This is a genomic window from Microbacterium sp. NPDC008134 (genome assembly GCF_042957055.1).
In the GTDB taxonomy this organism is placed as follows: domain Bacteria; phylum Actinomycetota; class Actinomycetes; order Actinomycetales; family Microbacteriaceae; genus Microbacterium.
Genome location: NZ_JBIBHO010000002.1, coordinates 227,785 through 253,309, shown reverse-complemented (window position 1 = coordinate 253,309; position 25,525 = coordinate 227,785). Strand labels below are relative to the sequence as shown.

The window sequence follows — 25,525 nt, the reverse complement described above, 5'->3', positions numbered from 1 at the left end:
AGGACTAGAACTTTCGGACGGCGAGTTGCCACGACCCGGTGAGCTGGATCGCGGACTTGGCTTCCATCTGCGCTTCTCCGCCGACCCGGGAGAATGCAGAAATCTCGTTGAGGATGGCCTCAACGCCACCGACGTCGGGGACGACGCCGGCCATGGGGAGTTCGTCCCACGCGTGCACGCCGGTGTAGAGCGTGTCCGCGAGGGCGAATGCGGTGTGCGGGTCGTCGAAGATGCTGAGCGTGAGCGTCACCGTCCACAGGCCGCGCCCGTTGCCGTCCTGCGACGCGAGCGAGAAGTGCGTGACGAACGGGAGCTCGGCGAACGTGCCGACGTCGAGGTCGGCGGCGACGCCGACGTGCGGCGGTGCCATCTCGCGCATGAGCGTCTGGAACAGGAGGTCGTTGTCGAGGAGCAGTCCCATCAGCCCACCGCCCGCACTGCTTGGCCCATGATGTGCTGGCCGGGCACGAACTTCACTCGACGCGAGTTCTTGAAGCGCACCAGGTGGCCGTATTCGATCGACACCGCGGCCTTGTCGTCGGCGACGATGAGGCGGTCGTCAATCGGGCCGACCTTCGACGGCTCGAGCGAAGGCACTGTGACGACGTACGTCTTGCTGATGTACTCGCCGGTGAGGCGGTGCGCCGCGGCGATCGATCGCACGGCGCTGAGGCCGCGGTTCGCGACGACGTCCATCTCGCCGCTCTGGCCGGCTATCTGTGCCGCCATCGAGCCTGCGCGGGGGTCGACGTAGGACATGCGGGCCTCCTACAGGTCGCGGAGCCACTTGATCGTGACTCGGTGGTGCCCCGTGCGTCTCGAGACGGAGTGGCTCTGGGGCGCGCCGACCGTCTCGTACTCCGCGCCGTTGAAGAGGACGTAGGAGTTAATGTCGCCCGGCCATTCACGCGATCGGACGATGGCGAGGTCGACGACCTGTAGGCCGAGAGTCTCGACCTCTTCGGATGACGACCAGTCGCGCACCGGTTCGACCATGCAACGCACGGTGACCGGGGTGCCGTCGGGGACGTACTCTCGGTTGCCGCGCGCGTCGCGAACCATCGTGCGCTTCTGGACTTGGACGGTGTGCGGTGCTCGTCGACCGAGGAGGGACATCAGGGCCAGCCCTTCTGCCGGCTGAGCAACGCAGTGCCGGCGCGGCCGCCGCGCTTCGGGGCGACGCGGCCTGTGAGGTCGCGCTCGTCGATGTCGCTGAACCAGATGTAGCCGGATGCCGCGAGGGACTCGCGCTGGAAGCCGTACTGGCCCTCGTGCTCCTCCTTGTACCCCTCTTCGTTGCCGAAGACACGCGCGGCGACGCGCACGACGACGGCGTTGTAGAGGCGAGTGGTGAGGATGCCGGATTCCAGCCGGGAGGCGACGACGCTCCCCCATCGACTCTTGATCGAGTCGACGACCTCGCCGAGCTTGCCCTCAAGGTAGTCGTTGGTGAGGTCGGAGACGTCCACCGTCGAGTGCTTGGGAATCTCGTCGGGCGAGACTTCGGGGAGCGTCGTCATCGGATCACTCCTCCTCGGACTCGATCGCGGCGCTGAGCTCGTCGTCGGTGAGGTCACCGGCGTCTTCGATGCCGAGCGCCGTGGCCTTCGCGACGAGAGCGTCGCGGTCGCCGGTGTCACCGTCGTTGGACTCCTCGGCGTCGCCGGCGGGCTTCGCCTCGGCGCGCTTCGCACGGATGCGGGCGGCGATCTCCGTCTTCTTGCCGCTCTTGGCGACTCCCGCCTCGACGGCGAGCGCGCGGAGGTCTTCGATGCCGAGGTCGGAAAGGTCGTCCTTCTCCTCGTCGGGCTTCGCGGCCTTCGGCGCCGTCTTGGTGGGCGGCGTCTGGGCCGCAGGCGCGGGGGCGCTCGACTCCGCCTCGTCGGCGATGATGTTGGGGTTGGTCACCCAGTCCGGCGCGGCATCGCCAGGGCCGGCGGTGACGAGCACGCCGCCGACGATGCGGGCGACGTGGCCGGTGAGGATTCGCTTCTTGTTGCTCATGGCAGGCTCTTCTCCTGTTCGGGAGTGGGGCGACCCCGAAGGGCCGCCCCACCTTGACCGGTTGCGGCTACGCGACCTTGAGGGACGCGGTGTTGTCGGGTGCCTGCAGGACAGGCAGACCGATCGCGGAGACGAGCACGTTGAACCCCTCGGGGTCGTGCGTGTGGGTCGCTCCGGAGAACAGGCCGGCGGCTTCCTTGCGGTTGATGCCGTTGTCCTGGTTCAGCGACTCCGCGGTGATGCCGGTGAGCGTCGAGCCGAACTGCGAGCCCGACAGCATGGAGATGCGGTCGGTCGGGAAGAGCGGCTGCTCGACGCCGGCGCGGTTCACGATGGTCTGCTCGTTGACGCGGATCTCGCCGTAGCCCCACTCGCGGAGGAGCGAGCGGACGTCCGTCTCGCTGACGCGGGTGGGCAGGTTGTCGCCGCGCTGGACGACGCCCTTGATGATCTCCTCGTTGGTCTGCAGGAGCGAGAGGATCGCTCGCGGCATGACGATCGAGGTGATGCCCTTGCCCATGACGGCACGCATGCCGTCGAGGTCGGAGATCGGGTCGGCTCCCGCTGCGTTCCACAGCGTGGGCGCCTCGCCGGTCTGGGCCGCCTTGCGACCGAAGTCGATGACGACACTCAGACCGCGCTCCTGGATCGTCACCTTGCCGGTGACGAGAGCCTCGACCTGGCCGAGCACGAAGCGCGACCCGACAGCCTGCGCGTTGCGGAGCGCTCGCTTCTCGAATGCCTCACCGATCGCATCGTCCATGTTCATCAGCACGAGCTGCTGGTGCTCATCGACGGGCGTCCGGATGGAGATCGGAGGCAGCTTGCCGTCGGCGGTCTGGCCGCCCTCGAGCGTGCCGACCTCGGACTCGGTGCCCCAGCTGCGGAACGAAGCCGCGGCCGGCAGCACCGACTGGCCGATGTTGACCGAGTAGGTGAGGGTCGGGGACGCCTCGAGAGGCAGCATGGCGGCCGTCTCGAAGGACTCGACGTGGAGGCGGAACGCAGCGCGGGCGAACCCGGTGAGCTGCGCAGGGGTACGGTGCTTCTTGGTGAACGCCATGCGTCAGTCCTCCACGTAGGTGATCGAGACGGTCGTCTTCGCCGTCTGGACGGTCGCCCGCTGGGAGGCGATGGGGAGCAGCGACGGCTTGACGATGCCGTGCACGAGGCGGGCGAACGTCGGCTTGGCCGTTGCGGGGTCGTCACCGAGGGACACGCCCTCGTTGTCGTTGATGTAGCCGGCGAGCGTGCGACGCGGGTCGCTGTCGTCGGCTCCGGCGGTCGCGCTGTACGGGCCGTAGAGGCCGTTGGCGAGCTTCGCGACCGCGACCCCCGAGGGGATCACGTTCTTGTCCTGGCCGGGGATGTTGTAGTGCGTTCCCGAGGTGAACGCGGACACGTCGAGCTGTCCGGGTCGCGCAGCGTCTTCACCGTGCGACGACGTGCGCCAGCGGGTGTCCTGCTTCGCGCCGGTCGCACGAGACTTGATCTGGAAATCAGACATCAGTGCCTCCTTAGGCGGTGGTCTTGGGCTTCATGGCGTCGTAGGCGGCCTGCTCGATCGACGCGACCGAACCGGTCGCACCAGGTGCAGGGGGGACGCGATCCGCGTGGTCGCTGTGGAATCGCTGTCCCCATGCCGCTTCCGACTGGGTGCCGTCGCTGTCCACCGAACCGATGGACTGCGCGAACGTCTGGACCTTTGCGGCGTCCAGTTCTCCGTCGTCACCGAGGAACTTCGTGAGGTCGGCGAAGCCGATCGCTGCGTTCACTCGGGCGGTCGCATCCTCGAAGGACTCGGCCGCGTTCTTGGTGAGGGCGAGCAGCATGCCCGTCACTCCGGACACGAGGTGCTTCGTCGCGCTCTGGGCAACGCCCTCAGCACGGCCAGCGGCCTTCGCTTCCTCGATCGCGCGCTCGTTGTCGCCGAGCGCGTCGAGCCGAGCCCGTTCGGTGGCGTCGCGCGCCGCCTGGAGCTCTTCGGGGGTGCCGAAGACCTCGTAGGCCTTCTTCCCGCGCTCTGCGGTCTCGCGCGCCGTCTGCTGCACCTTGGACTGGTTCTTCCAGTACGCGGCCTGCTGTTCGGGCGTCATCTGTTCGACCGGCGTCTCCTTGGGGAACCCGAGGTCGACGTCGCCGTCCTTCTTCCCGTCGTTGTTCGCGCCTTCGCCGCCGTCGACCGGTGCGAAGTAGCGGAACCACGGGCGGTGCCAGGCCGGAGCGAACTGCGGGCCGAGAACACGGATGGGCTGGTGGGTGAGCATGGTGATGAGTCCTCCGGATCGGAAGGTGGAACCCGCCCCGGATCGGGGTGGGGGGTCTGGTCAGCCGAGGTTGGACTCGGCGCGGGCGATCAGCGAGCGATACCAGGCGATCGCCTTGTCGATGTCCTTCACTGGGATCGGGGTCTCGCCCCTGCCCGTGATGTCGACGAGGTTGGTGCCGTTGTCCCGCGCCTCGAGGAGGATGCGGAGGCCGCTCTCGGATGTCGCGAGCTGCGACTCCCACATGTGCCGCTGGGAGTCGGCGGTCATGCGCTCGTACGGGGTGAACTCCTTCCGCTTCGAGTCGCGGTTGACCTTGGCGAGACTGCGGAACGCGTCGCCCTTGCGGGTGAGGATCGGGCCGAGTTCGCCGTGCTCGCGCACCTGCACGGTGATCCGCTTGAGGTCGTCGGCGTAGTTGGAGCCGGCGGCCTCGTAGATGCGCGCGAGGTCGGCGTCGTTCAGCCGGAGGCCGAGGTCGCGATCCTTCGTGAGCGGCGAAATCGTGCACTTGCAGAGGTCGTGGAGGGGCATGAGCTCGGACTTCGAGTAGAAGCGCGAGGCGGCGACGATGCAGAGGCCGCAGGTGCCCGTCTTTGAGAACTCCGGGTGGATCACGCGGCGGTAGCCGATGACCTTCGGCGACGCGGCCATGACCTTCTGTGCTTCGTCGCGGGCGACCGCGGCGATGTCGTCGTTGACGATCGACGTGAGGCGATCCTCGAACGTCTTCCAGACCTCGTCCGGAACGCGGTCAGGCCAGTCGACCGTGTCCGTGTCCGGGTTGCGGAAGCGTTCGCGGATGCGGTGCTCGAGCTGGCGCGCGGGCCGCTTGTAGACCTCGACGATCGACGTGCCGCCGCGCTCGTACATGTCCTCGATGGGCGGGAGGTCGTCGGGGAGAGCATCGACGAGTTCGAGCTGGCGGAGGATGAAGGCGCGCGCGTTGCGGCGGGCCCGTCGAGTGGCGGAGTCGACGTGGACGGCGGATGCCGCGGCCGCGGCGTTCACCATGTCCGGTCGACCCCACCACAGGAACGGGAGCCATATCTGCAGGAGCGCCCTCAGGAGCGCTTCGACGAGGGTTTCCTGCTGGGCGGCGTACGTGGTGACGAGGTGCTCGTACTTGAGATCCTCATTCGCCATCGTTCGCTCCTGTCGTGTTCACCACCTGCCGGGAAGCCGGCGCGAGCGCGAGGGCCGCGTTGAACGCCTCGTCGGCGCGGTCGGTCTCTGCCTGCCGTCGCTGCTGGGGCGTCATCTCGAACACCTCGGCGTCGATGTACGCCTGGGTGGCACCGCCGCCCTTGAACTTCGGAGCGGCTTCGGCCTTCTCAGCGAGGGTGGCGGGGTTGACCTTCGCCCACTCGACCGCGATCTGCGTGAACTCGGAGCGCGTCTCCTGGCCCTCGATGCGGAGGGACTGCGACATCGCCTGCGCGAGCGAGACGCCCGCGACGCGGTTCATGCGGTTGACGGCGTTGACGAGCGGCTGATGGCTGATCTGCGACCCGAGCGCCGACTGGTTCGCGTTCGACGAGTCGAACAGGCTCATCGGCGTGCGGGTGATGGTGCAGAGGTCTTTCAGCTCGTCCTTGCGTGCCTCGTAGATCGGGCGCACGTCGGTCGCGGCGGATTCCCACATCTTCGCGGACGCCGGGAGCGTCCACAGGGCCGCGGGGCCGGTGCGGAACACGTCGTCGTAGTCGATCTCCTGCCCCGCCTTGGGGTGGTCTTCCGGGTAGACCTCGTCGAGGTCGGCCATCACCGCGCGCTGGCGGAAGGACTGCATGACGATCAGGGTGAGTGCGTTGAGGGTGATCTCGTTGATGCGGTCGAGGGTGTCGAGGTGCTTCTCGTAGATGCCGGCACCGTCGGGGGTGGCGAGCTGCGTGACGATGCTCTCGTCGATCGACCCGGTGCGGATCGGGTCGGACACCCACGTCCAGTCGGAGGTGACCGTCCACGTCGTGCCGTCGGCCGGCAGGGTGGGGACGTTCGTCGACCGGTACGCGACGCGGTAGTAGCCCGGGCGGAAGAGCGTTACCTCTTCTGTGCGGAGGATGGCGTTGTAGCCGACCGTGATGGCCGCTCGGGTGACCCACGGGAATCGCGTGTCCTGCTCGCTGATCGTCGTCCACTCGTTCTCGATCTGCCACAGCGCCTTCCCTCGCGGGTCGGGGGTGGTGATGATGTACGCGCGGCCGAAGTCGCCGAGGTCGTTGAAGAGCGGGACGGACTGCATCGCCATGCGCGAGCGATCCCAGATGGCCTGCGCGATCAGGTCGCCGTTCTCGTCGCCGGCGGCGGACGTGCGGAACGCGATCACCTCCTGACGGTCGGTGCGCGCGTCCCGCAGCGTCTCAGCGACGTGGAGCCGCGATCGCCGCATGAAGCGGAGGTACTGCTCGCTCGTCGCGGCGTCCCAGGTGTCCGCCGGGAGGAGGGCGTCGCCGTCGCGGTATGAGCGCAGCTTCTCCATCCGAGGGAGGCCGTTGCCGAGGCGATTCGCCAGGCGCATGAGCCACCAGTCGTCGGTGTCCGGGATGTTCGCTTCGGTGAGCACTATCCACCTCGTTTCCCCGGGGTTACCGGACTCGGCGAGCCGTGCCCGTCCGCTTCTTGAACTGCTTCTTGTACCGTGCGCGGCCTTCGACCGCGAGACACATGCCGACGGCGGCATCCATCTTCTTCGTCGACCCCTTGCGGTCCTTGCCGATGACGTCGCCGGACGAGCGCTTCCACCGGCTCGCGTTGAGGACGTGCCGGGTGAGCACCTTGTGGTTGCCGTGGCGGAGCTCGCCGGACTTGATCGCGGTCTCCGTGCGCTCGACGACCTTCGCCATGACGGTGTGCTGGTTCGTCTCGAACGTGATCGGCTTCGCCTCGGAGGCGCGCACGAGCAGGTCGGGGCCGTACTTCGTCTCCCACCGGTCGACGTAGTCGCGCCAGTGGGGCGGGTCAGCGAGGAACGCGACAACCTTGAACTTCTTGAAGGTCGCGTCGAGCACGGCTTCGACCTCTTGGTGGTCGACCTGCCAGCGCTTCGCTTCCTTCGAGTCCGGTGCCTCCCAGATGCCGATCGGGAAGACGTAGCCGTCGTCGATTCGACACGCGATGAGCACGGTGGCGTCGGAGTTGAGCGACCCGTCGAAGCCGAGCGCGATCTTGTCGCCGCGCGCTGGCGGACGGAAGCCGAGCTTGTTGCCGTGCTCACGCGCGTCGGCGAGCAGCGCGTGCAGGCCGATCTTCGTCCAGTCGACGAGCTTCAACCACGAGTGCTTGCCGGCGACGACCGCGTTGAAGAAGTACCGGATGGTGTCTTCTTCGGATCGGCGCGGGTCGAACAGGTCGTCGAGCATGCCCTCGGGGTCGTTCCACGCGATCGCGTCGCCGAAGGATTCGTAGAACGCCTCGGTGAGCCGGGCGATGTACTCTTCCTCGGTTTCGAGGCGTCGTCCGCCACGTTTCGTGTCGTCCGGCACCTTGATCTTGTCGAGCGACTCGACATCCGCCCAGCGGTGGTCGAAGAGCAGTCGCGGCCGCCGAGCCTTCTTCTCGTCGATCTGATCGGCGAGGAAGTAGGTGTCCTCGGCGACCGACTCGGCGCCGGGCTCGTACATCGTCGTGGTCTCGATGAACCACGTGCCCTCGGCGCGGCGCTTCGACAGGTTGCGCACGACTGTGTCGTACATCTGGCGGAGCGTCGGCGTCTCGTAGAGGTGCGTCTCGTCGAAGACCGCGAAGGTCTCGAGGCCACCGTCCTTCGAGGCCGCGCCGGCGGTCGACGGTGTGATCGTGCCGCCGTTGTGCGGGATCAGCACGCGGGTCTTCCCCGCGTCGACCCCGTACGCCGCCTTGAGCGCGTAGAGCGGAGCGTTCTCGTCGGTCAGGTTGTAGTAGACGTTGTCGAAGACGTTGCCGGTCTGGCCCTCTTCGGTCGCCATGATCTTGATCGTGGGCGCTTTGACGCCCTTGCCCATCGGCTCGCCCTTGGCGTAGACGTAGGTCTGACCGAGGAACTCGTAGGTCTCGCCGCCCTTCGCCCAACCGGCGAACCGTGCCGGCCCGAATGCTTCGAACAGCACGAGCGCCGCGGCGAGGCCCGACTTGTCGGTGCCCTTCGGGCGCGAGAAGAATGCGGAGTTGTAGAAGCGTTTCCCGGCGGCGTCGTGCGCGTAGCAGTCGACGATGAACCCGGTGTACTCGTCCCCGTACTGGATGCGCATGCCCTGCGCACCGCCGCGTCCGTGGACGACGAACGTCTCGATCCACCACGTGGCGATCCAGCCCAGCGACCGCATCCTGTCGTGCCCCGGGCTGACGATGAGACGCCGGGGCATCGCCTACACCTTGCCGATGCGGTTGCGTCGGTCGTCGATGCTCGTGACGTTCGCGCTGACGTTGCCGGCCGGGTACTCCTCGGGAACCTCGACCTCGAGGCGCAGCCGGAGCCGGTCAGCCGGCGTCGCGCCGAACGCGGCGACGCGGATGCGGATCTCCGCGAACCGATCGCTGTTCCGACCGCCCGACGACCACGCGATGTGATGCATGAGCGCCGTGTCGAGCAGGTAGTCCCAGTCGGGATTTGTCATCATCCGCGTGGCCTGCGGAGACGACCGCCAGTTCTCCCAGAAGCGCACCGTCTGCGGGTGCCACTCCTCACGGATGCCGGTTTCTTCGTCGATCGGGAGGACGTCGTCGGGGAGCGGGAAGCCGCCGAGCTTGCCGTCGGACTTGATGATGTCGCGTGTGGGGGTGTCGCGTGCGCGTGAACGCTTCGCGGACGGAGCGGGGCCGTTGCCTGCCATGGTGGTGCCTCTCCCGAAACGGAAGCCGCGACCGAATCGGTCTGCGGACGGTGATGCTGTGCTCCCGGAGCAGGGATCGAACCTGCGCGCATCCGATCAACAGTCGGCCGCTCTGCCTCTGAGCTACCCGGGAATGGAGGTGGGTCAGGCCGATGGGCCTGTGGCGAAGATCGCGCGGTTCGCGCGCATCTGGACGTCCTCGAGCGCCGTCAGCGCGAGCGACTGATTCCGCGATCGCGGCGTGAGTTCCTCGATCGCGGCGGCGAGCTCGACGACGACGTTGCCGATGACGCGGACGGCCTCACGCTGCTCCTCGGTCGGCGGCTGTCCGCCGCTCGCGGTGATGAAGCGCGCGCGGGCGCGGTCTTCGGCGGTGGTCTCGGGAAGCGTGGACTCTGCCATGCTCGTCTCCTTCTATCGGTGGATCAGGTCGAAGCGATACAGGGCGGCGATGACTTCGGACGTCAGGTCGCCGATCATGTAGGCGAGCGGCTCATGGTTGCCGACGAGGTACGGGCGCGCCCTGCTGTCCCATCCGGGGATGCAGTCCATGAAGAAGAATGCGGCCGCGGCGTGCGTTGACTCGTGCGCGACGGTGCGCGTGGTGAGCTGCCCCGTCCACAGGCGCATCACGACGATCGGTGTCCGGTCGGGCCGGGGCCAGGGGAAGCCGCCCATCGCGACGCCGCCGGCGATGTCGGCCGCCGGGTCGTACTCCTGGCCGCGGTGCGCCTGGTGCGCTTTCGCCATCTCCTCGCGGTCTTCGTAGACGTGCACCCAGACCTGACGGCGGATACCGCTCGCTCGAGTCGCGACACGGAACCGGATGAAGGTCACTCGTCCTCATCCTCGTCGGCGAAGTAGCCGTCACGGATGTCGTCGAGCGCGTCGACCAGCAACCCCTTCACGATGTAGGACGGCATCGCATCGCGTGACGAGATCATCCCCGTCCCACCGTCGGCCGGAGTGCTGCCGACGGTCGCCGCGACGAGCGTCCAGTCCGTGACGAGCGCCCCGGGCTCCCACTCGTCGGCCGCATGCGCTCGGATCGCGGCGTCGATCGCCTCGCGGGTCTGGGCGCTCATCGTCGATTCCCTCGTTTCGGGGCCGGGCTCGAACCCCCCAGACCCGCGCGCACCGCGAGAGGCAGAACGCTTGCGGGCGGGGAGAAGCGGGGGGCGGGGGGTGGTGGCCCCGGGGTGTCGTGTCGCTTGACGGTCGGCGGGTGTCGGGCGCGCGGTGTGCGTGCGCGGGTGTCAAGTGAGGCGACAGTGTGCGTGTGTCCGTGTGTGCGGGCGTGGGCTGTGGGTGTACGGGCGGCGCGTGCCGGCGCGGTGCGTGCGTGAGTGCGCGGTGGGTACGGCTGCCTGTCTCGAGTGCTGCACTCACCCTGTGCGGGCGCGTGCGGGCGGGCATGGCGCATCCGTCTTGCATTACGTGTTGACAACACACACGGCCGTGTGTATTGTCATGAGTGTCGGAAGTGAAACACCGACACCAACCGAAGACACAGCCGCGCGAGCGGCTACCCACACAGGAGACAGGAACCATGTCCCAGCGCATCACCAAAGCAGACATCGACGTACAGGCCGCGATCCTCGCCGCTTACTCGCAGGCCGCAGGCATCATGCAGGCGGGCGATCGGCTCGTGGTCGATCGTGGGCAGAGCTCCCACGCGCTGCACATCATCCCCGCGGGCGGTTCGAACCGTGCGAGCTACCCGGGAACGAAGATGTTCGGGAACGTCGGCGCAACGGCGCGTGAGGCGTTCCACACGCTCAACGTCATGCAAGAGACGATGCGGGCGACGCTCGACGCGCTCGGCGTTGCGTTCACCTATCCGGCGGATGCCGTTGCAGCTATCCGCGGGGAGCGTTGAGCATGAGCACCTACGCCGCTTCCATGGCCGTCCGTGACAAGGTGACCGCCGACGGACTCACCGCCGAGCAGGTCGCGGGTGTCTACGATGCGTTGCCGAAGCGCTCCGAGCGGAGCGAAGACGAAAGCGCGGTTGCATTCGGTCTGTCACTTGCGCACGGTGCGCTGCGCCGCACGGAGTGGGCAGAGACGGCGACGCCCGACCTGCTCGACATCCTCGACACTCTCACCGATGAGAACGGAACCTACGTAGACGGCGGCGAGGGGCTGGCATCGTCGAGTTCCGATGCCATCGACACGATCCTGTCGGCGCGCTACGGCGTAGACGTCTGGGAGGAGTGGGAGATTCACCCGACGTACGTAGAGACGCAGCACCCCGAATGCGGGCAGCGCTTCCGACGCTTTCAGCGTTGGTACTGGGAGGGGCGAGACCGCGGCGACGTGATGCGGCGCGCGAGGGTCGAAGCTCCGGAGCTGTATGCGCGATTCGAGGCCGGAGCGATCAGCTCCCGGAAGCTGCAGCGCCTTTTCCATACCCGTTGAGACTCCCCCGCGTATCGCGTAGGCGACGCCCGTTCACGACGGGAACGCGGGACAACCCCGGGAAGTGAAGCACCCGGGCAACCGAAGGGAACGACCATGACCACGTGGAATGTCATCACGATTGAGAACCCCGGCGCACTGACTGTTGCAGCGCTGCCGGAAGCGCTCACGAGCGAGGGAGAAATCTGGGAGGGGTACAGCGCCGACGACACGCGCGACGCGGTAGAGCCGCGCGAGATTGCGCCGGATCTCGTCGCGCCGGGCCGCGCGGGCGATCCGAACGGCTGCATCATCATCGAAGGTCACAGCAAGTGGGAAGCGGAGGAGGCGATTGCAGCTCTCGTGCAGCTCACCCGTGACGCCCCTGAAATGAAGGTCACGCACTTCCAGGAATGGGATTACGACGGAGTCGGATCGGAGAGCGCCGTCTATCGGGGCGGCGAGATCGTCCGCGCTGAGAGCAAGGTGAGCCAGCTCGTGCCGGTCGACCTCGACAAGCTCGCCGAGACGCTTCGCGAAGCGCTCGGAAAGCGCGGGTACGACCGAAACACCATGCCCGCTGTCCGTGCCGCTGCGCAGGCGCTCGTGGACGCGCTCGCCTGAGACCGACCGAACCACCGGAGGGACAAGCATCATGCGTAGGAACAGCCTCACGCCCGCCGTGGTCGTCTACGACCTGCGGGGCGCTGTTGCAGCGGTGACCGCGGATCAGCGCGAGGGTGATCCGGACGTGACCGCGGCGGATGCCGTGGCGCACGTGCGCGACACGCTCATCTTGCAGGGCGCTCCGGCTGTTGCAGGTGCGATGCACCTCGACGGCGACGACACCGAACCGGCTTACCGGGCGTACGTCGCCGTGCTCTCGGCGTCCGACGATGACATCGCCGCGGCGATTGCGGGCGGTGCACTGTGAGCGTCTACCGGGACGACTTCGCCGCGTGGGCGGAGTACGTGCGCGGGGAGCTCGCGAAGTTCTACGACCACACGGGCGGCGTGACGTACCTGTTCCTCAACACGCCGCGCGCGAACACGTGGATTTCACGAGCGGCGGCGCGGGGACTCTCGACGGAACAGGCGGCGTTCTACGGCGCGGCGCACATGGTGCGCGGCATCGTGACGTCTGAGTTCCGTCAATGGTGGGAGGAGCACTGGGGTACGGAGCGGGTGACGTTCTCTGAGTGGCGGGAGCGCGCGGCCGCGGAGCGCGAGGAGGTTGCGTGGGAGGACTCGGCAGAGCGGGCGCTCGATCAGCTCGACATGTTGCGTCGCCTCACGTTGGAGCGGGACGCGATCATCCTCGACGCGGCGTCGAAGGGTGCAACGAAGGTCGCGATTGCGCGAGCGGTCGGCCTCTCGCGTCAGCAGGTGCACACGATCATTGCGAACGCGACGGCACCCGATGTTGCGCCGTTCGCCGAGTGGGAGCAGGACGCTCCCGCGGTGGTTGAGAGCGACGCGGAAACCGTGTGGGGCGAGGTCTTCTAGTTGCAGGTTCGCGCGTCCGCGTAGGCGGCATCCGGTGTCACGGCCGGGACGCGCACGGGGAGCAGGTTGCTCCCGAAGTCTCCGCAGGGGACGTGACACAGGGAGTTGCACCGATGAGCGAATTGCTGACTGGGGAGTTCAGCGTCGCGGCCGCGCCGACGGGCGTACGGCACACGGTTGCGGCTCTGGTGTTGCGGCGGAGCGCGCGGGAGCGCCGTGGGGGCGCTCCCGCGCTGCACACAGGGATTCGAAGGGAAGTTGCGCGGTGAGAAGAAGGATTGCGGTGCCCGCTGTTGCGGGGGTGACGTCGGCGGTAACGGTCGAGCGGGTGAATCCGTTGCTCGAGCCGCGGGAGCCGGTGCCGGTGTACGACCGGAAGTTGCGTCCGCTCGCCGGCGTGAGGTGGCCGCGTCCGGCGCCGCCGGAGCCGCAGGCGTGGGAAGTTGCGTTGTTCGACGTGACCGACCCGGGCGAATTGCAGTACTGGTAACACGAAGATGCCCCGGCTCGACCTCCGATGGAGGGTGAAACAGAGCCGGGGCTTGGAATCCAACCGAAGGGAAGGAACCATGGCCGATTCTACAGCTCATGGGACAATTGCAGGCATGACCGTTCAGTACCTCGGGCCCGCCGAAGTGGCAGCGCGCTTCGGTCTTGCACCTGGCACGGTGCGCGGCTACGCGGCGCAGGGCCAGATGCCGGAACCGGACGTGCGCATCGGCGCTGTCGGTGGCTGGTCGGAGGAGACGGTCGACGCGTGGTGGGCGAATCGTCCCGGCTCTGGCCGCTGGCGCTCGGCGTAGTTGCAGCTACGGGAGCAGTCCGGGGTGGCGGCGTTTCTTTGCGGCTTTGCGTCTCGCTGACGCAGCCCGCCCACCCTCGGATGAGCTCTTCACGCTGTGGTGATACTCGCAGAGTGATTGCAGGTTCGACGGGGAGTGATCCCACGATCGGGACTGATCCTTGTGATCGACCTGATTTGCGTATTGCAGGCACTTGCGTTCCGTGTCGACGCGGACGTGCTGGCATCGGTGGCCGTCGCGGGTGAGCACGAACTTGCAGAGTTGCGGCCAGTCGGGGGGAAGTTGCGACTTACGGTTGCTCGTCGACCACGCCACAGCGTCAGTGCCTCTCGCGTCGAGCCTGCCGAGCCTCGGCGGCGTCGAGGATCTCGCACTCGTCGGCGGCGGACTTCGACGTCCAGATTGCACCGCAGTCGCGGCACGGGTGGACGGGCGTCGGCTCGGTGTCGGGGTGCAGGGCCGCGGCGACCTTGTCGTTCGCGCCCATCAGTGGGCCGGGCGGGCGAGGATGCGCGCCATGATCTCGGGGCCGGTGATGAGGCCGATGCCCTTGGGGTCGCGGTAGCGGGCGGCGGTCGGCTTCTTGCGCGCCTTCGTGTACCGGATGCCGGCGCGCTTGCGCGCCTTCCGAGCTGCGTTGCTCACGGGGACTCCTGTGCGTCGAAGGGAAGAGCGCCCCGATATCTACCGTCGGGGCAAGCGCGTGTTCTGTTGTCCGCCCTGGTCGGCGCGGTGCGCCGCTCGCTGTGCGGCTTCCCTCGACCAGTCCAGCCGGGACGCGTGGTCGACCGACTTGCCGGGAGGGGGTGGTTCGGGAGGTGCCCTGGAACCACGAAACCCTCCGAGCTGGGGGCTGGGAGGGTGTTGGGGTACGAGAGTTTCGACCCTAGAACAAGGTATCAGACTTATCGGAAGTATCAGCGAGGATGCCAGCGCGTCGGATGGCGTTCCGTCGAAGGGATATCCCCATAGCGGATCGCCATGACCGGGCGACCCTTCCCGGTCTGCACGGGGTGCTCGAACGTGGCGATCGCGTCGGCCGCGATCCAGTCGCGGATGGTGCGGTCGCTCACGTTGAACAGCCTCGGCAGGTCACTGACGCGAACCGCCGCGTCCTGCAGCTCGTCCGATCGGATGAAGTCGCTCTGGCGGTCAGGCGTCATTGTCGAGGAACTTCCCGTCGTCTTCGTAGATCTCCTTGCACGTGGGGCAGATGGGGTACTTCTCCGGGTCGGAGGATGGCACCCACGTCTTCCCGCAGATGGCGCGCGCGGGCACGCCGTTGATCTGCGCCTCGAGGATCTTCTCCTTCCGCACGTAGTGCGAGAACTTGTCGTGCTCGCCGTTGTCGGTGATGGTCGTGGTGTCCTGCTGCTCGAGCGTGTCAGTGCTCATCGGTACCTCGTTTCCTCGTATCGGTTCGGTTGCCCCAGCCGGAGCCTCTGCAGCTCGGCGTATCGGAGCTGGTTGTGGTGGATGGCGCGTTGCTCGTCGATCGACTTCGGAATGACGTTGACGTGCGCGCCGGCGACGACGACCGATGACGGGGCGGGAGTGAACCGTTCGTCGCCGGGGAGATCAGGGTCGGTGGTCACCGGTCGCTCCACAGGTGCATGTGCTCGCGCTGCCCACAGAGGGTCGCGTCGGTGCCGTCCGATCGGTGAGCGCACTCTGGGTCGTCGGGGTGCCCGGCGACGCTAGTGTGCCGATGATCGACGATCATCTTCCGGTATCGCACGAGGAAGGCCAGTGCGGACTTCTGCTCGTCGTTCTGGTCAGCCGGGTCGATACTCGCCATCCATCCGACGTCGGTTGCCCACTCTTCGTAGGTGTCCTCCCCGATGCCCTCGTCGCCGTAGTCGCCGACCCACTTGAAAACGAACGGGGCGGCGGTCTCGCACTCGGCGCAGTTCACCCAGTCGTAGATGCGGCCGTCGAAGACGAGCGTCGTGCGCTCGTACTCCTGGCCGGGTTCGACGGCGACGTTGTGGCACGTCATGCACGAATGCGGCTTGCGCGCGCGGACGGTCTTCCTGCTGAGTACGTCAGGCATGGTTGTTCTCTCCTTCGGTTCGGGTGGTTCGATTCGCGCGGGCGTCTTCGAGGAGCCGGGTGATGTCGCGCGCGAACCGTGCTTCGTTCTCCGCGCGGGCATTCTCGACGAGGGCTTCGCGTTGCTGTTGCTTCTCGGCCCGCCGCTTCTCCTGTTGCGCGCGGACGACCTTCGCGCATTCCGGGCAGAACGTGAGGACGACATCGACATCGTCGCGGTCGTTCTCTTCGGCGCCGTACATGACGAGCCAGCCCGAGCGCTTCTGCCCTACTCGGGCGAGCTTTCGGGTGATGGTGAGTGTCTCCCCGCATCCGAACGAGGTGGGCATTCCGTCGCAGAGGTACTCGTACCCGCCGGGCACCTTGTCGCCGATGCTGTCGAACCCGTGCCATCCGTTCTTCCGGGCGAGCTCACTCACCGCCTTCGACCTCCTGCTCGTGGTTGTGGCCGCTAGTCCCGAGCGTCTCCGGCGCTACTCGGGGTTCGTCGCGGTCGGCGTTCTTCTTGCCGCACGCGATGCACTGTCCGGCGACGGCACCGTACATATCGCGGTCTTCGTCGGAGCCGTCCGAAAGCACGTGCCCACGGATGGTGTCCTCGCACGCGATCCACTCGAATGTCATGGTGCGCGTGCGACGGTGCTGGTCGTACGCTTCGGGCTTCACGCCGAACCCGGCGAGGTCGGCGTCTCGCCAATCCGCCCACCGGTGCCGGGGCCATTCCTCAGTCAGTTCGGGGGTCTCGTATCCCTCGACGATCCCGCAGAGCACGATGCGCCCCTGCTTGATGCTGGTCGGCGTCTCGCCGCAGTTCAGGCACGCGCGCTCAGCCATGGTTTTGTTCCTCTCGGTTCTCGGGTGGGGTGGCGGCATCTGAGATCATGGCTTGCGCCACTTGCCACGCCTCGTCGGCGTCGAGCGCCACGCCCTGCGGCGCGTAGAGCCACACCATCCCGTCGCTCGCTCGACGGTGAATCGTCACGGTCTGTTCAAGCACGTCAGTGACGATGACTCGTTTCTGATCCGCGCTCATCGGTTCTCTCCCTGCTCGGTGACGGCCTGGCCCTCATCCCAGGTGGCTCGCGGCAAGTTCGCGATCGAGGTGGTCTTTCCGCATCCGTTGCACTTCGGAAACCCGTACGTCGGGGCTTCGAGTCGGTGGTCTTCCTGCGCGTCGAAGTCCGCGTGGAATAGGCCTCCGACTACCACCCCATCTAGCCTGTCGATGCGATCGGAACCCGCATCCCGGAGGCGGACATCCACGCACGGCGTGCCGAAGTACTGCGCGGCCACCTCCCGCGCTGTCTTCAAGATCTCGGCTCGGTTCCCACCGTTCGCTCCGCCCTTGAGTATCTCGGCGCTCATCGGCTCTCTCCCTGCTCAGCCGACAGCACGATCTTCGCGTTGTGATCGCTGATCGCGTGCTCGTTGAATGCGGCCTGCGCGTCGGTCTTCTGGTCGCGTGTGAACTGGCGCCCGCAGGCGCTACACGTCCACGTCCACATGCCGTCACTCATCAGCGTCTGTCCTTCCGCACGATCGGCACCACGCGCCGTCTTCCCAGTTCCAATACGTCTCCGTCGATCCACACGATGTGCACGGATCGCCGGGCTGCCATTCACCGCTCATTGGTTCTCTCCCTGCTCGGTGACGGCGGCGAGCGAGGCGTCCAGCGCCGCGCTCGCGAGGGCATTCGCGATCTCGCGCCCGTAGACCATCCGGTGCACGTCGAGGCCGCTGCGAGCCATTTCGGCGCGCACGGCGTTGCCCGCGGCGACGTGCTGCGCTGGCTTCGGATAGATCGCGTCCCGGAGACGGCGGAGAAGGCCCACCGTGTACATGCGGTCACTGGTGTCCGTGAGTGCGTGGGGGCCGTGCGAGGCGACGGAGTTGAGCATCATGTTCACCTCGTGCACGAGACGTTTCGGCGCGTCGGACGGTTCGCCCTGCGGCTCCGAACCGGCGACGATCTGGCTCACCATGCCGTGCAGAACGCAGTAGTCCGAGTAGTTGATCCGACCGCCTTCCGCATTCATCTCATCGAGCAGCTCGTGTATCTGACCCGCCAGGACATTCGGCTCCGGCACCACGGAACGACGGAGCCGGCGAACCTCCGCGACGAGCCGAATGACCCACTGGCCTAGGTCGGCCACCTGGAACCTGCTCGCCTTCCCTGCCACGACCGTGCTGCGGTAGATCGGCGTCGCCTTCGCTTCGAAGCGCTCGAGGTCGACATCCGTCACGAACTGCTCGCCGTCGGCACCGCCCGACGCCGCCTGCGCCTCTTCCGTGCGCCGCAGCGTCCTGATGAGCCGGGCGACGAACGCGTCGAGCTCATCGTTGGTCCGCTGTCGGACGGGCACCCAGTCGGGAGACGGGATGCGCTCGGCGTACAGGTCGCCGATCTGGTTGACGATGTTCCGCGCGACGGCGATCTCATCATCGCTCGGGGCGGCCGCGGCGGTCAGTGCGTGCAGCGCGTCCCTGAGGCGCTGGACGGCACGCACGCTCATCGGGTGCAGGCTGTCTCCCGGGCTCTGCCGCACAGTGAGGTCGGCGTGGAGCGCGCCGCGCGCATCTTCGAGGATTCGATCAGTGGTCATCGGTCTTCCCTTCTTCGGGGTTGGCGATCGCCAACAGGACGTCGGCATGGCAGGGCTGGTCGAGCGGGCACCAGCACGCGAGGTTCTTCCCCGCGAGTTCGCGCTTCACGTCGTCGATGGTGATGCGGATGAGTCGCCCTTCCTCGAGGGCGGCGCGGAAGCCGAGCACCGCCCACTCCCGACCCCACTTCGCCACGGAGTACGGGTTCCCCCAGCGCGAGGGCCGCGCGACGACGACGGTGTTCTCTGGCTTTCGCCATCCGCGCCGGCGCGAGAGTTGGATACGCTCAGGCATCGGTCACTCCCCCTCGGGGTTGCGGAGGCTCCCCGCGGCCGCCCGGAGGTCGCTCTCCGCCTCGTTGAGCGCCTGCCCCCAGCCCTCGGAGTGAGGGTCGCCCGACAGGTCGGTGCGGTGATCTTTCGCGTGCAGGATGTCCGCTGCACGGTCGAACGCCGCCGCGGCCGCCGTGCGTGTCGCCCGGAGCTCGGCGATCAGCGCGAGCACCACGGCGGGGTGCGCCGCGGCGATGTACGTCGCGTCGGGGTGCCGGATACCGGACACGTCTGCGCGGTACACGTCTGGGTCTTCGCGGCTGAGAGCGTTCGGCGCGACCTCGTAGATCGCGAGGTCGCGGGCGTTGACCATCATCAGGTCAGTGCCGAACTCGAGGCGCGCGTCGCGCCGCGGCATCCCGAAGCTGTCGACGGCCCAGTCGTGCACGATGTGTTCGATGTCCGCGACGTCGTAGCCGCAGTCGGCGAGGCTCGCCCTCATGTCATCGGCGGCGCGGCCGGTTTCCGACCGGTCGTCATGTCCGATGGCGAGCACCTGGCATCGGCCCGCGCCGTCGATCCAGGTGGCGAGGTACGGCTCGCCGGTGTCCGTGTTGCCAGCCCAGTGCCAGGGGCCGGTGGTCGCGGCGTTCGCGAGCGCCTCGAGGGCGTCGAGGTCGATCTGGTCAGGCATCGCGCTTCTCCTTCTCTGCCGCTTTCGCGCGGCGCTTCATGTCGTTCTCGATCGCGGCGAACGCGGGCGCGTACTGCTTCACCCACGAGTCCCACGACATCCGGTATCCGCACTCGGGCGTGCCGCACACGACGCGCAGCTCGTCGCCGACACGCTCGGGTGCGGCGCGCCACAGGTGCGGGTGCCCGCAGTTCGGGCACTGCAAGTACGGGATCGCGCGGAACTGGGCTTCGCTGTCCGGCCAGCGCCGCAGCGCGACGTCCATCCGCTTGAGGAGCACGACGGCCTGCGTCGCTCCCTCGATCGTGCTCGCCCAGTCGTCGATGTCGATCGCGACCGCTGCGTGCGCGAGGCGGATGGCCTCGTCGATTGACGCGGTCGACGGAATCTGCCGGGAGCCGAGCGCGACCATGAGTTCGTCCGCGGCGATCCACGGGTCGGGCATGAGGATAGACTTCTCCATCGACGTGTCGACGCGCTCTCCGATCGCCTGCGCGGGCTTCTCGATCGACCGGAGGTGTGCGATCAGCCAGCCGAGCCGGCCGAGCGCGTCGACCACGCGCCGGTAGCAGACGGGGCAGAGGTATCCGTGCGTCGCAGAGCGCGGCACGCACCCCCGGCACGCGTCGTTCTCGCACGACGCGTAGTGCTGGTCGCGCCGCCGGCATGGGAAGGGGCGATCCGCTCGGTGGATCGCCCCCATGGACTCGTGGTTGGTGATGCAGACGTGATCGTCAGCCATCGTGCTCCTTCATGACGTTGAGTCGGCGCGCGAGCGCGTCGCCTTCGAACTTGGTGGCGAGGTCAGCGCAGTGGGCAGCACGCCAAGGCGAGAGCCGCACGCTGGTCACGCGGCCTGAGAACCGGAGGTCTTCGAGGTTCAGCGCCAGCCGTACCGCGTGGCGGCGACGCTTGAAGTCACCGTGAGCGAACCGGCGGATCGTGCGCTCGTACTTCGATGTGACGTCTCCGCCCCCGATGTGCATGTGCTCGAGCATCGGCCGGTACTGATCGGCCGCCGGCCCCCACTCCTTGACCGGCGAGAACAGCGCCTCGACGGACTGATGAGAGCCCGACGTCGCTAGGTCGAGGAAGTGCCAGAGCCCCACGCGCACGCGGTCGTTGCCGTCGTCGTCGATCGTCTGGCGCGTCTTGATCGACCGCGAGAGGTCGACCGTGAAGGTGTCGAAGTCCGACGCCTCGTGCGCGAATCCGTACAGGCGCGAGCCGTGAACGGTGGTGAACACCACGTCGTCAGCCATCGGTGCCTCCCTTCGGCGGCAGGTTCATGCGCTCCGCGATGTACTCGAGCGCGCGGTCGTTGCCGAGCCGCTCAAGTCGGAGCGTGGTCTTCGTGACGGCACGCGCGAACGTCGCCTGCAAGTCGCGGGGCATCGGCTCGACGGCCTCGTTCCGCGGTGCACGGGCGACGATGCGCGCCGAGCCGCCGGACGCCGCGATGAGTCCCCACCCGTCGGGGAGCTCGCCGACGCGCACGATGCTGACGTCGGAGACGACGAGCCACCAGTAGTCGCAGTAGCGGCGGAACGCCTCGGCCTTCTCCGGCTCCCGGAGTTCGGTGAGCCAGTCGGATCGGGAGACCTTCACCTCGTGGCCGTGGAGCATCGGGCCCGTGCGGTTCCGCCCCATACCGCCGGGCCAAAGGTCGAGCGCCATGTAGTCGCAGGTGCGGCGCGCATCGAAGCCGGCGGTGACGCGGACGTGCTCGGCGCGCGCGTATCGGAAGCCGTTGCCGTTGAAGCTTCCGTAGCGGGCGTTCAGCCGGTCGAGCATGTCGCGCTCGGTCATCTTCGCTGGCGCGTCGTCGGAGATGAGCAGGCTCTCGAGGTCACTCATCGACGGAGTCCCTGCGGAACGTCATCAGCACGGTCTTCCGGTAGGCGTGACCGAAGCCGTTGGCGACGGTCTCCTTCTCGGCGTCCATGAACTCGGCGTCTGCCGGCACCTCACCGAGCGCGACGATCAACGAGTCGCGATCGGCGGCCGAGGTGACGGTGAGGATCTCGTGCTTCGTGACGGTCACCAGACGCCCTCGCTCTCGTCATCGTCGTGGATGCCGAACCGGGCGACCTCGGCGTGCTCGCTTTCCGAGAGCGCGGGAGCGAGCGGATGCATCGGGTCGAGCGGCACGCGCCGCACTTCGCGGCCCATCAGTCGAGGCTCTCGGTCGTGATGGTGACGTCGGCAGGCTGCAGCTCCTCGCCAGGCTTGAACTCGATCTCGACGTACGGCATCGCCTCATCGAAGAAGCCGGCAGGGACGGTGATCTTCGCCTTCACGATCACCGTGCCGGGTTCGACTTGGGCGTCCTGGCTCTTCGCTACCTTCGAGACGATGAGGTCGCGGGCGTAGCGGCCAGGGTTCAGGTGCAGGTAGACCACCTGCGAACGGGGGAAACCGTTGACGGTCATGACTTTCCTTTCAGAGTGCGGGTGAGTCCGGCGAGGTGGTTCTTCGGGAGCTCGATGATCGGGGTGCCTGCGAGGACGGATGCTCCGACGGCGATCCACACGGCGTCGGCCTCGTTGTTGTTCTGGACGGCGGCCTCGGGGATGCGTCTCTCCGCGGCGAGCAGCACCTCGTCCTTGCCCGCGCTCCCGGAGCCGGTGGCGACCTTCTTGACGCTCGACGGGGCGAGCACCCACGGCGCTTCGTGGTGGTCGCGGAGCGCCTTCATGGTGAGCCACCAGCCGCCGAACATCCGGTCGACGGCCGCGCCCTTCGCTCCGAGCGACGGGCCTTCGATGGCCCAGACGTCGCCGTCGGCGGGATTCGCCCAGCTCGTGATCTTCCCGACGATGTGGTCGACGCGATCGAGGAAGCCCTCGGGCGTGCCGTCGTCGGGCTTCGTCTTGATCGTCATGCGATCCCACTCGCCCTCGACGTATGCGGCGACGCCGCACGCGGTGAGTGACCAGTCGATGCCGATGATGGTGGTCATGGTGTTGCCTCCCAGATGGTTCGGGTGATGTTGGTCGGGCCCGCTTCGGCGCGCGGTCGCGACGGCATGTTCCACCCACCTCGCGGCGGGCGCTGAGCGAGCACGCGAAAGCCCGCCGCTCGCAAGCTGGCCCCGGTCTCGCCCTCCTGCGTGTAGGTGATGAGACGCTCGTAGCCGAGACCGAACGCCACGCGCTTGCATGCGCCGTAGAGCATGCTGTTCGCGTTCCGGGTGCCGTCCGTCGCCGTCCGCTTCACCTCGAGCGTGTAGCCCCAGTTCGCTTGAATCACACGCGACGTCGGACGGCCGAGGATCGCGACGCCGACAAGAACGTCGCCGCGAGCTACGCCGAGGCTGATCTTGTGCCCCTTTGGCGCAGAGTGATGACGGTGGTGTGCGGTCACGAACTCCTGAGCGTGTTTCAGGTCGACCGGCACGATGCGCAGATCCCCGGTCACCCGTCGACCTCCCCGTGCCAGAGGAAGTCGCCGAGAGGACGGTTCGACCACACGACCTCGACGACGTCTCGATCAACGGCATTGTCCGACCGTGCAGCGATCTGGACCTGGTGCCAGTCCGCGAACAGTTCGTCGTACAGCTCAGAGGCGTATCCGGAGAGCATCACGGTCGCTCGGCACGCCTGCAGCGCAGCGGCCATGTCCCGATGGTCGGCTTCGGTCATTTCGTGCGTGTATCGGGCGCCGCGGCGCGTGGAGTGTACGTACGGCGGGTCGACATACAGGAGGTTGTCGGGGTGTGCGCCGTACTTCTCGATCAACTCGAGCGCCGGTCGGCTCTCGAGAGACACGTTCTGCAGGCGCTCGGCCGCGGGAGCCAGTCGATTCCGGTATGCCTTCATGTACGTCGAGAACGACGCCGACGTACCGCGCGGGTCGGCGTAGAAACGCCACCCAGTTCGCTTCATCGTGCGTGAACGCCCCTGAGTGAGAAGCACCCACACCTGACGGGCGAGTTCGAGATCGGTGTCGCCGTCGAGGGCTGCAGCTCGTTCGAGCTCTTCCCGTGAGTGCGGGGTGAACTCCGCGACGCGGAGCAGCTCTTCCGGCCGATCTCTCAGCACCCGCCAGAACGTCACGAGTCGGTGGTCGAGATCGTTGACGACCTCGATCTTCGACGCAGGCTTGGCGAGCAACACCGACAGCGACCCGGCGTACGGTTCGACGTATCCCATGTGCGACGGCATCAACGCGACGAGCTGCTCCGCGATCTGCTGCTTCGCCCCGAAGTATTGGATCGGGGACTTGAGCACGCTCATGCTGCAGCGCCCATCAGGAACTCCGCGATGGCGAATCCGAGGTCGCGTGCGACTGGCGGCGTCACCGCGTTTCCCGCCTGCTTCACCTTCGCGCGCTTCGATCCGAGCAAGTGGTAGTCGCGAGCGAATCCCATCCCCGCCTGGATCTCGTGCGGCTCGAGCATTCGGAATCCGGCGTCGTCCACGTCGAGACTGATCGGCTCCGAGGGTTCGATGACCGACTGGTGCCCGCCCGTCGTGAGCGTGCGCATCGGTTCGTGCACGGGCGTCGACATCTCCGCACCTCCGAGGTTGTTCCGCATGAGCAGCGCGTGGTGATTCCCCTCGGCGCTGACGGTGTCGATCGGGGCCGATACCGGCTTCGCGACGCCGTGGTTCCGAAGCGGCACGACGAGCCCTGCGCTGTCGACGGTCGTCAAGGTCGCGAGCGGGTCGCTGGTAGCCCGCGCGGTGCCCTTGGAGTAGTAGGGCACCAGGAGGCCCGTCTCGTTGCGAGTGGACTGCGTGCGCAGCGGGTCGGCCGCGGATGCCGCGCTCTTCCCGTCGCGCCCCTCCACGGGCACGAGCTGCGCGAGGAACATCGACCCGGATGCCGTCAGCGCGCCGAGCGGATCACCGATCGGCTTCGCCGGCACAGTGTTCCCCTCGCCTCGGACGACGAGCGCATGGTTCGCGCCGTCGGCGACGACCGTTGGCAGCGCCCCGTCGAGGGTCTGCGTGCGCTCGCGCTCACGGAACTGCGCGAGGAACGGCGGGAGCGCGAGGCCGTGCTCGGCGGTGCCCGTCTGGCTCGGGATCGGTTCGTCGAGTTCGCTCACCCGGAGGTAGTTCCCCGGCTTCCCGGACGCGGAGTCGTAGGTGTTCCCCGCGGCCTTCGCGATGATCGGCTCCCAGTAGCGCTCGATGCCGCGTCGGATGCGCTCGCGCGTCTTCTCGGCGAGCGGCTTCTCACGGTCGCCGATGCGCGGCGCCGGGATCGACCAGTCGATGATCGACGCTGCAGGGAGCCATCCCGGTTCGACGACGGCGAAGCACTCCGGGCACCGGTAGAGGTACTGGGCCCGGTAGCGGCCCCACGGCTCCTTCTTCTTGAACGCCTGGGTGGCGCGCACGAGACCGTGCTCGAGGCAGACAGCCTCGGGGCGCGTCCATCGGCCGATCGCCGGCGCGGGCCGATCCTTCGACGCGATGTCGGAGCGCCAGAAGACGATGTACATGCGGTCGCGGGACTGCGGGGCGGGGAGCCCGCCCGCCTGCGCGTGCATGCTGTTCAGCCACACGATCTGATGCCGGTAGCCGAGCAGCTCCATCGCCTGCAGCCACGCCGGGAACATGACCCACTTCGCGGCATCGACGACGTTCTCGATGATGATCGCCTTGTACCGGTGGTGCTCGGCGAACCGGGGCACGTCCCACATCGTCGCGCGCGAGCGGTTCGCGGCCTCGTCGACCAGCGGCCGGGTGCCGTCGAGCTCGAACAGCGCCTCGTTCATCGCGCGCTGGCGCTTCACGCCCTTCGCGATCGAGTGATTTGTGCACTCCGGAGACGCCCAGAGCACGTCGGTGCGCGGAAAGTACCGCGGGTCAACCTGGCTGATGTCCGCCTGCGAGTGATCGGTGTCCGGGTGGTTCACCTGGTGCGATGCGATCGCGAGATCCCAGTGGTTCGCCGCGATGATGACCTTGTACCCGGCCTCGACGAGTCCGGACGACGACCCACCGGCGCCGCAGAACAGGTCTGTGACGGTGAGGCCGTTCCACGGCACGGAGGGCTGGACATATCCCTTCGTCTTCGAGGTGTGGTGTCCGGCGACGAACGCGCCGGTGAGGGCGAGGTCGTGCTCGGCGTCGAGGGTGGTGGCTGACGGTGTCAT

Annotated in this window: 46 protein-coding genes and 1 tRNA gene; 7 read left to right on the top strand and 40 right to left on the bottom strand. The window is 67.5% G+C overall.

The window, feature by feature from the left end:
• Positions 1–4: 4 nt before the first annotated feature.
• The 16 genes from ACFY9N_RS11915 to ACFY9N_RS11840 form a co-directional block, all read right to left on the bottom strand.
• On the bottom strand, positions 5–421 hold the full coding sequence (locus tag ACFY9N_RS11915; RefSeq protein ID WP_391478824.1) for a hypothetical protein: 417 nt from the start codon (positions 419–421) through the stop codon (positions 5–7).
• Entirely contained in the window at positions 421–759 is a 339-nt protein-coding gene (locus ACFY9N_RS11910) for a DUF5403 family protein (protein ID WP_391478823.1), read from the bottom strand. The genes ACFY9N_RS11915 and ACFY9N_RS11910 overlap by 1 nt, the downstream gene beginning before the upstream one ends.
• Positions 760–768: 9 nt before the next feature.
• Positions 769–1,062, bottom strand: coding sequence for a hypothetical protein (locus ACFY9N_RS11905; RefSeq protein ID WP_391478821.1), 294 nt, complete (start codon positions 1,060–1,062; stop codon positions 769–771).
• A gap of 53 nt (positions 1,063–1,115) precedes the next feature.
• Positions 1,116–1,520, bottom strand: a complete 405-nt coding sequence (locus ACFY9N_RS11900) for a hypothetical protein (protein ID WP_391478820.1) — start codon at positions 1,518–1,520, stop codon at positions 1,116–1,118.
• 4 nt (positions 1,521–1,524) lie between these two features.
• Positions 1,525–2,004, bottom strand: a complete 480-nt coding sequence (locus ACFY9N_RS11895; protein ID WP_391478818.1) for a hypothetical protein — start codon at positions 2,002–2,004, stop codon at positions 1,525–1,527.
• Positions 2,005–2,071: 67 nt separating this feature from the next.
• Positions 2,072–3,067, bottom strand: a complete 996-nt coding sequence (locus ACFY9N_RS11890; RefSeq protein WP_391478817.1) for a major capsid protein — start codon at positions 3,065–3,067, stop codon at positions 2,072–2,074.
• A gap of 3 nt (positions 3,068–3,070) precedes the next feature.
• The gene (locus ACFY9N_RS11885; RefSeq protein WP_391478815.1) at positions 3,071–3,511 is read right to left on the bottom strand and encodes a hypothetical protein; all 441 of its coding nucleotides are present in this window, start codon (positions 3,509–3,511) and stop codon (positions 3,071–3,073) included.
• Positions 3,512–3,521: 10 nt separating this feature from the next.
• Entirely contained in the window at positions 3,522–4,271 is a 750-nt protein-coding gene (locus tag ACFY9N_RS11880) for a hypothetical protein (protein ID WP_391478814.1), read from the bottom strand.
• Between the two features lie 60 nt (positions 4,272–4,331).
• Positions 4,332–5,417 carry a hypothetical protein gene (locus ACFY9N_RS11875; protein WP_391478813.1) on the bottom strand — a complete coding sequence of 362 codons (1,086 nt, stop codon included), beginning with the start codon at positions 5,415–5,417 and terminating at the stop codon, positions 4,332–4,334.
• Positions 5,407–6,837: a hypothetical protein gene (locus ACFY9N_RS11870; RefSeq protein WP_391478811.1), complete on the bottom strand. Its 1,431-nt coding sequence runs from the start codon at positions 6,835–6,837 to the stop codon at positions 5,407–5,409. The genes ACFY9N_RS11875 and ACFY9N_RS11870 overlap by 11 nt, the downstream gene beginning before the upstream one ends.
• A gap of 22 nt (positions 6,838–6,859) precedes the next feature.
• Positions 6,860–8,614, bottom strand: coding sequence for a terminase TerL endonuclease subunit (locus tag ACFY9N_RS11865; RefSeq protein ID WP_391478809.1), 1,755 nt, complete (start codon positions 8,612–8,614; stop codon positions 6,860–6,862).
• Positions 8,615–8,617: 3 nt separating this feature from the next.
• On the bottom strand, positions 8,618–9,082 hold the full coding sequence (locus ACFY9N_RS11860; RefSeq protein WP_391478807.1) for a hypothetical protein: 465 nt from the start codon (positions 9,080–9,082) through the stop codon (positions 8,618–8,620).
• Positions 9,083–9,143: 61 nt separating this feature from the next.
• Positions 9,144–9,215: transfer RNA gene (locus ACFY9N_RS11855), tRNA-Asn, on the bottom strand.
• An 11-nt stretch (positions 9,216–9,226) separates the two neighbouring features.
• The gene (locus tag ACFY9N_RS11850) at positions 9,227–9,484 is read right to left on the bottom strand and encodes a hypothetical protein (RefSeq protein WP_391478806.1); all 258 of its coding nucleotides are present in this window, start codon (positions 9,482–9,484) and stop codon (positions 9,227–9,229) included.
• 12 nt (positions 9,485–9,496) lie between these two features.
• Positions 9,497–9,919, bottom strand: a complete 423-nt coding sequence (locus ACFY9N_RS11845; protein ID WP_391478805.1) for a hypothetical protein — start codon at positions 9,917–9,919, stop codon at positions 9,497–9,499.
• Complete coding sequence (locus tag ACFY9N_RS11840) at positions 9,916–10,167, bottom strand: hypothetical protein (RefSeq protein WP_391478803.1); 252 nt, start codon at positions 10,165–10,167, stop codon at positions 9,916–9,918. The genes ACFY9N_RS11845 and ACFY9N_RS11840 overlap by 4 nt, the downstream gene beginning before the upstream one ends.
• A gap of 464 nt (positions 10,168–10,631) precedes the next feature.
• On the opposite strand from ACFY9N_RS11840, the gene ACFY9N_RS11835 reads away from it, so the two are divergent.
• The 7 genes from ACFY9N_RS11835 (at position 10,632) to ACFY9N_RS11805 (ending at position 13,791) form a co-directional block, all read left to right on the top strand.
• A complete protein-coding gene (locus ACFY9N_RS11835; protein ID WP_391478802.1) occupies positions 10,632–10,961 on the top strand; it encodes a hypothetical protein in 330 nt (109 codons plus the stop codon).
• 2 nt (positions 10,962–10,963) lie between these two features.
• Positions 10,964–11,503 (top strand): hypothetical protein, encoded by a 540-nt coding sequence (locus ACFY9N_RS11830; RefSeq protein WP_391478800.1) that lies wholly within the window; start codon positions 10,964–10,966, stop codon positions 11,501–11,503.
• Between the two features lie 96 nt (positions 11,504–11,599).
• Entirely contained in the window at positions 11,600–12,106 is a 507-nt protein-coding gene (locus ACFY9N_RS11825) for a hypothetical protein (RefSeq protein ID WP_391478799.1), read from the top strand.
• Between the two features lie 31 nt (positions 12,107–12,137).
• Complete coding sequence (locus ACFY9N_RS11820; RefSeq protein ID WP_391478798.1) at positions 12,138–12,416, top strand: hypothetical protein; 279 nt, start codon at positions 12,138–12,140, stop codon at positions 12,414–12,416.
• Positions 12,413–12,988, top strand: coding sequence for a hypothetical protein (locus ACFY9N_RS11815; protein WP_391478796.1), 576 nt, complete (start codon positions 12,413–12,415; stop codon positions 12,986–12,988). Before ACFY9N_RS11820 ends, ACFY9N_RS11815 begins: the two co-directional genes overlap by 4 nt.
• 283 nt (positions 12,989–13,271) lie before the next feature.
• Positions 13,272–13,478 carry a hypothetical protein gene (locus ACFY9N_RS11810; protein WP_391478795.1) on the top strand — a complete coding sequence of 69 codons (207 nt, stop codon included), beginning with the start codon at positions 13,272–13,274 and terminating at the stop codon, positions 13,476–13,478.
• 115 nt (positions 13,479–13,593) lie between these two features.
• Positions 13,594–13,791 carry a helix-turn-helix transcriptional regulator gene (locus ACFY9N_RS11805; protein ID WP_391478793.1) on the top strand — a complete coding sequence of 66 codons (198 nt, stop codon included), beginning with the start codon at positions 13,594–13,596 and terminating at the stop codon, positions 13,789–13,791.
• Between the two features lie 319 nt (positions 13,792–14,110).
• Here ACFY9N_RS11805 and ACFY9N_RS11800 read toward each other — a convergent pair whose 3' ends face one another.
• From ACFY9N_RS11800 to ACFY9N_RS11685, 24 genes are all read right to left on the bottom strand, one after another.
• Positions 14,111–14,278, bottom strand: coding sequence for a hypothetical protein (locus tag ACFY9N_RS11800; RefSeq protein ID WP_391478792.1), 168 nt, complete (start codon positions 14,276–14,278; stop codon positions 14,111–14,113).
• Positions 14,278–14,436, bottom strand: a complete 159-nt coding sequence (locus tag ACFY9N_RS11795; protein ID WP_391478791.1) for a hypothetical protein — start codon at positions 14,434–14,436, stop codon at positions 14,278–14,280. The genes ACFY9N_RS11800 and ACFY9N_RS11795 overlap by 1 nt, the downstream gene beginning before the upstream one ends.
• Positions 14,437–14,708: 272 nt before the next feature.
• Positions 14,709–14,954 carry a hypothetical protein gene (locus tag ACFY9N_RS11790; protein WP_391478789.1) on the bottom strand — a complete coding sequence of 82 codons (246 nt, stop codon included), beginning with the start codon at positions 14,952–14,954 and terminating at the stop codon, positions 14,709–14,711.
• Positions 14,944–15,186: a DUF3039 domain-containing protein gene (locus tag ACFY9N_RS11785; RefSeq protein WP_391478788.1), complete on the bottom strand. Its 243-nt coding sequence runs from the start codon at positions 15,184–15,186 to the stop codon at positions 14,944–14,946. The genes ACFY9N_RS11790 and ACFY9N_RS11785 overlap by 11 nt, the downstream gene beginning before the upstream one ends.
• Positions 15,183–15,386, bottom strand: coding sequence for a hypothetical protein (locus ACFY9N_RS11780; protein ID WP_391478786.1), 204 nt, complete (start codon positions 15,384–15,386; stop codon positions 15,183–15,185). Before ACFY9N_RS11780 ends, ACFY9N_RS11785 begins: the two co-directional genes overlap by 4 nt.
• On the bottom strand, positions 15,383–15,844 hold the full coding sequence (locus ACFY9N_RS11775; RefSeq protein ID WP_391478785.1) for a hypothetical protein: 462 nt from the start codon (positions 15,842–15,844) through the stop codon (positions 15,383–15,385). Before ACFY9N_RS11775 ends, ACFY9N_RS11780 begins: the two co-directional genes overlap by 4 nt.
• Positions 15,837–16,262 carry a hypothetical protein gene (locus ACFY9N_RS11770; protein ID WP_391478784.1) on the bottom strand — a complete coding sequence of 142 codons (426 nt, stop codon included), beginning with the start codon at positions 16,260–16,262 and terminating at the stop codon, positions 15,837–15,839. Before ACFY9N_RS11770 ends, ACFY9N_RS11775 begins: the two co-directional genes overlap by 8 nt.
• Positions 16,255–16,677: a hypothetical protein gene (locus ACFY9N_RS11765; protein ID WP_391478782.1), complete on the bottom strand. Its 423-nt coding sequence runs from the start codon at positions 16,675–16,677 to the stop codon at positions 16,255–16,257. Before ACFY9N_RS11765 ends, ACFY9N_RS11770 begins: the two co-directional genes overlap by 8 nt.
• Positions 16,670–16,876, bottom strand: coding sequence for a hypothetical protein (locus ACFY9N_RS11760; RefSeq protein ID WP_391478781.1), 207 nt, complete (start codon positions 16,874–16,876; stop codon positions 16,670–16,672). The genes ACFY9N_RS11765 and ACFY9N_RS11760 overlap by 8 nt, the downstream gene beginning before the upstream one ends.
• On the bottom strand, positions 16,873–17,208 hold the full coding sequence (locus tag ACFY9N_RS11755; protein WP_391478780.1) for a hypothetical protein: 336 nt from the start codon (positions 17,206–17,208) through the stop codon (positions 16,873–16,875). The genes ACFY9N_RS11760 and ACFY9N_RS11755 overlap by 4 nt, the downstream gene beginning before the upstream one ends.
• Positions 17,205–17,360: a hypothetical protein gene (locus ACFY9N_RS11750; RefSeq protein WP_391478778.1), complete on the bottom strand. Its 156-nt coding sequence runs from the start codon at positions 17,358–17,360 to the stop codon at positions 17,205–17,207. The genes ACFY9N_RS11755 and ACFY9N_RS11750 overlap by 4 nt, the downstream gene beginning before the upstream one ends.
• Before the next feature lie 108 nt (positions 17,361–17,468).
• Complete coding sequence (locus tag ACFY9N_RS11745; protein ID WP_391478777.1) at positions 17,469–18,446, bottom strand: hypothetical protein; 978 nt, start codon at positions 18,444–18,446, stop codon at positions 17,469–17,471.
• A complete protein-coding gene (locus tag ACFY9N_RS11740; protein ID WP_391478776.1) occupies positions 18,436–18,741 on the bottom strand; it encodes a DUF4326 domain-containing protein in 306 nt (101 codons plus the stop codon). Before ACFY9N_RS11740 ends, ACFY9N_RS11745 begins: the two co-directional genes overlap by 11 nt.
• Before the next feature lie 3 nt (positions 18,742–18,744).
• A complete protein-coding gene (locus ACFY9N_RS11735) occupies positions 18,745–19,413 on the bottom strand; it encodes a hypothetical protein (protein ID WP_391478775.1) in 669 nt (222 codons plus the stop codon).
• Positions 19,406–20,155: a hypothetical protein gene (locus ACFY9N_RS11730; RefSeq protein ID WP_391478773.1), complete on the bottom strand. Its 750-nt coding sequence runs from the start codon at positions 20,153–20,155 to the stop codon at positions 19,406–19,408. The genes ACFY9N_RS11735 and ACFY9N_RS11730 overlap by 8 nt, the downstream gene beginning before the upstream one ends.
• Positions 20,148–20,675, bottom strand: a complete 528-nt coding sequence (locus ACFY9N_RS11725) for a DNA polymerase beta superfamily protein (protein ID WP_391478771.1) — start codon at positions 20,673–20,675, stop codon at positions 20,148–20,150. Before ACFY9N_RS11725 ends, ACFY9N_RS11730 begins: the two co-directional genes overlap by 8 nt.
• Positions 20,668–21,270: a hypothetical protein gene (locus ACFY9N_RS11720; RefSeq protein ID WP_391478770.1), complete on the bottom strand. Its 603-nt coding sequence runs from the start codon at positions 21,268–21,270 to the stop codon at positions 20,668–20,670. The genes ACFY9N_RS11725 and ACFY9N_RS11720 overlap by 8 nt, the downstream gene beginning before the upstream one ends.
• A complete protein-coding gene (locus tag ACFY9N_RS11715; protein ID WP_391478769.1) occupies positions 21,263–21,457 on the bottom strand; it encodes a hypothetical protein in 195 nt (64 codons plus the stop codon). Before ACFY9N_RS11715 ends, ACFY9N_RS11720 begins: the two co-directional genes overlap by 8 nt.
• A complete protein-coding gene (locus ACFY9N_RS11710; protein ID WP_391478768.1) occupies positions 21,454–21,585 on the bottom strand; it encodes a hypothetical protein in 132 nt (43 codons plus the stop codon). Before ACFY9N_RS11710 ends, ACFY9N_RS11715 begins: the two co-directional genes overlap by 4 nt.
• Entirely contained in the window at positions 21,585–21,845 is a 261-nt protein-coding gene (locus ACFY9N_RS11705; protein ID WP_391478767.1) for a hypothetical protein, read from the bottom strand. Before ACFY9N_RS11705 ends, ACFY9N_RS11710 begins: the two co-directional genes overlap by 1 nt.
• Positions 21,842–22,375 carry a hypothetical protein gene (locus tag ACFY9N_RS11700; RefSeq protein ID WP_391478766.1) on the bottom strand — a complete coding sequence of 178 codons (534 nt, stop codon included), beginning with the start codon at positions 22,373–22,375 and terminating at the stop codon, positions 21,842–21,844. Before ACFY9N_RS11700 ends, ACFY9N_RS11705 begins: the two co-directional genes overlap by 4 nt.
• A complete protein-coding gene (locus tag ACFY9N_RS11695; protein WP_391478764.1) occupies positions 22,372–22,833 on the bottom strand; it encodes an XF1762 family protein in 462 nt (153 codons plus the stop codon). The genes ACFY9N_RS11700 and ACFY9N_RS11695 overlap by 4 nt, the downstream gene beginning before the upstream one ends.
• Positions 22,830–23,651: a DNA adenine methylase gene (locus ACFY9N_RS11690; protein ID WP_391478762.1), complete on the bottom strand. Its 822-nt coding sequence runs from the start codon at positions 23,649–23,651 to the stop codon at positions 22,830–22,832. The genes ACFY9N_RS11695 and ACFY9N_RS11690 overlap by 4 nt, the downstream gene beginning before the upstream one ends.
• A complete protein-coding gene (locus ACFY9N_RS11685) occupies positions 23,648–25,525 on the bottom strand; it encodes a DNA cytosine methyltransferase (protein WP_391478761.1) in 1,878 nt (625 codons plus the stop codon). The genes ACFY9N_RS11690 and ACFY9N_RS11685 overlap by 4 nt, the downstream gene beginning before the upstream one ends.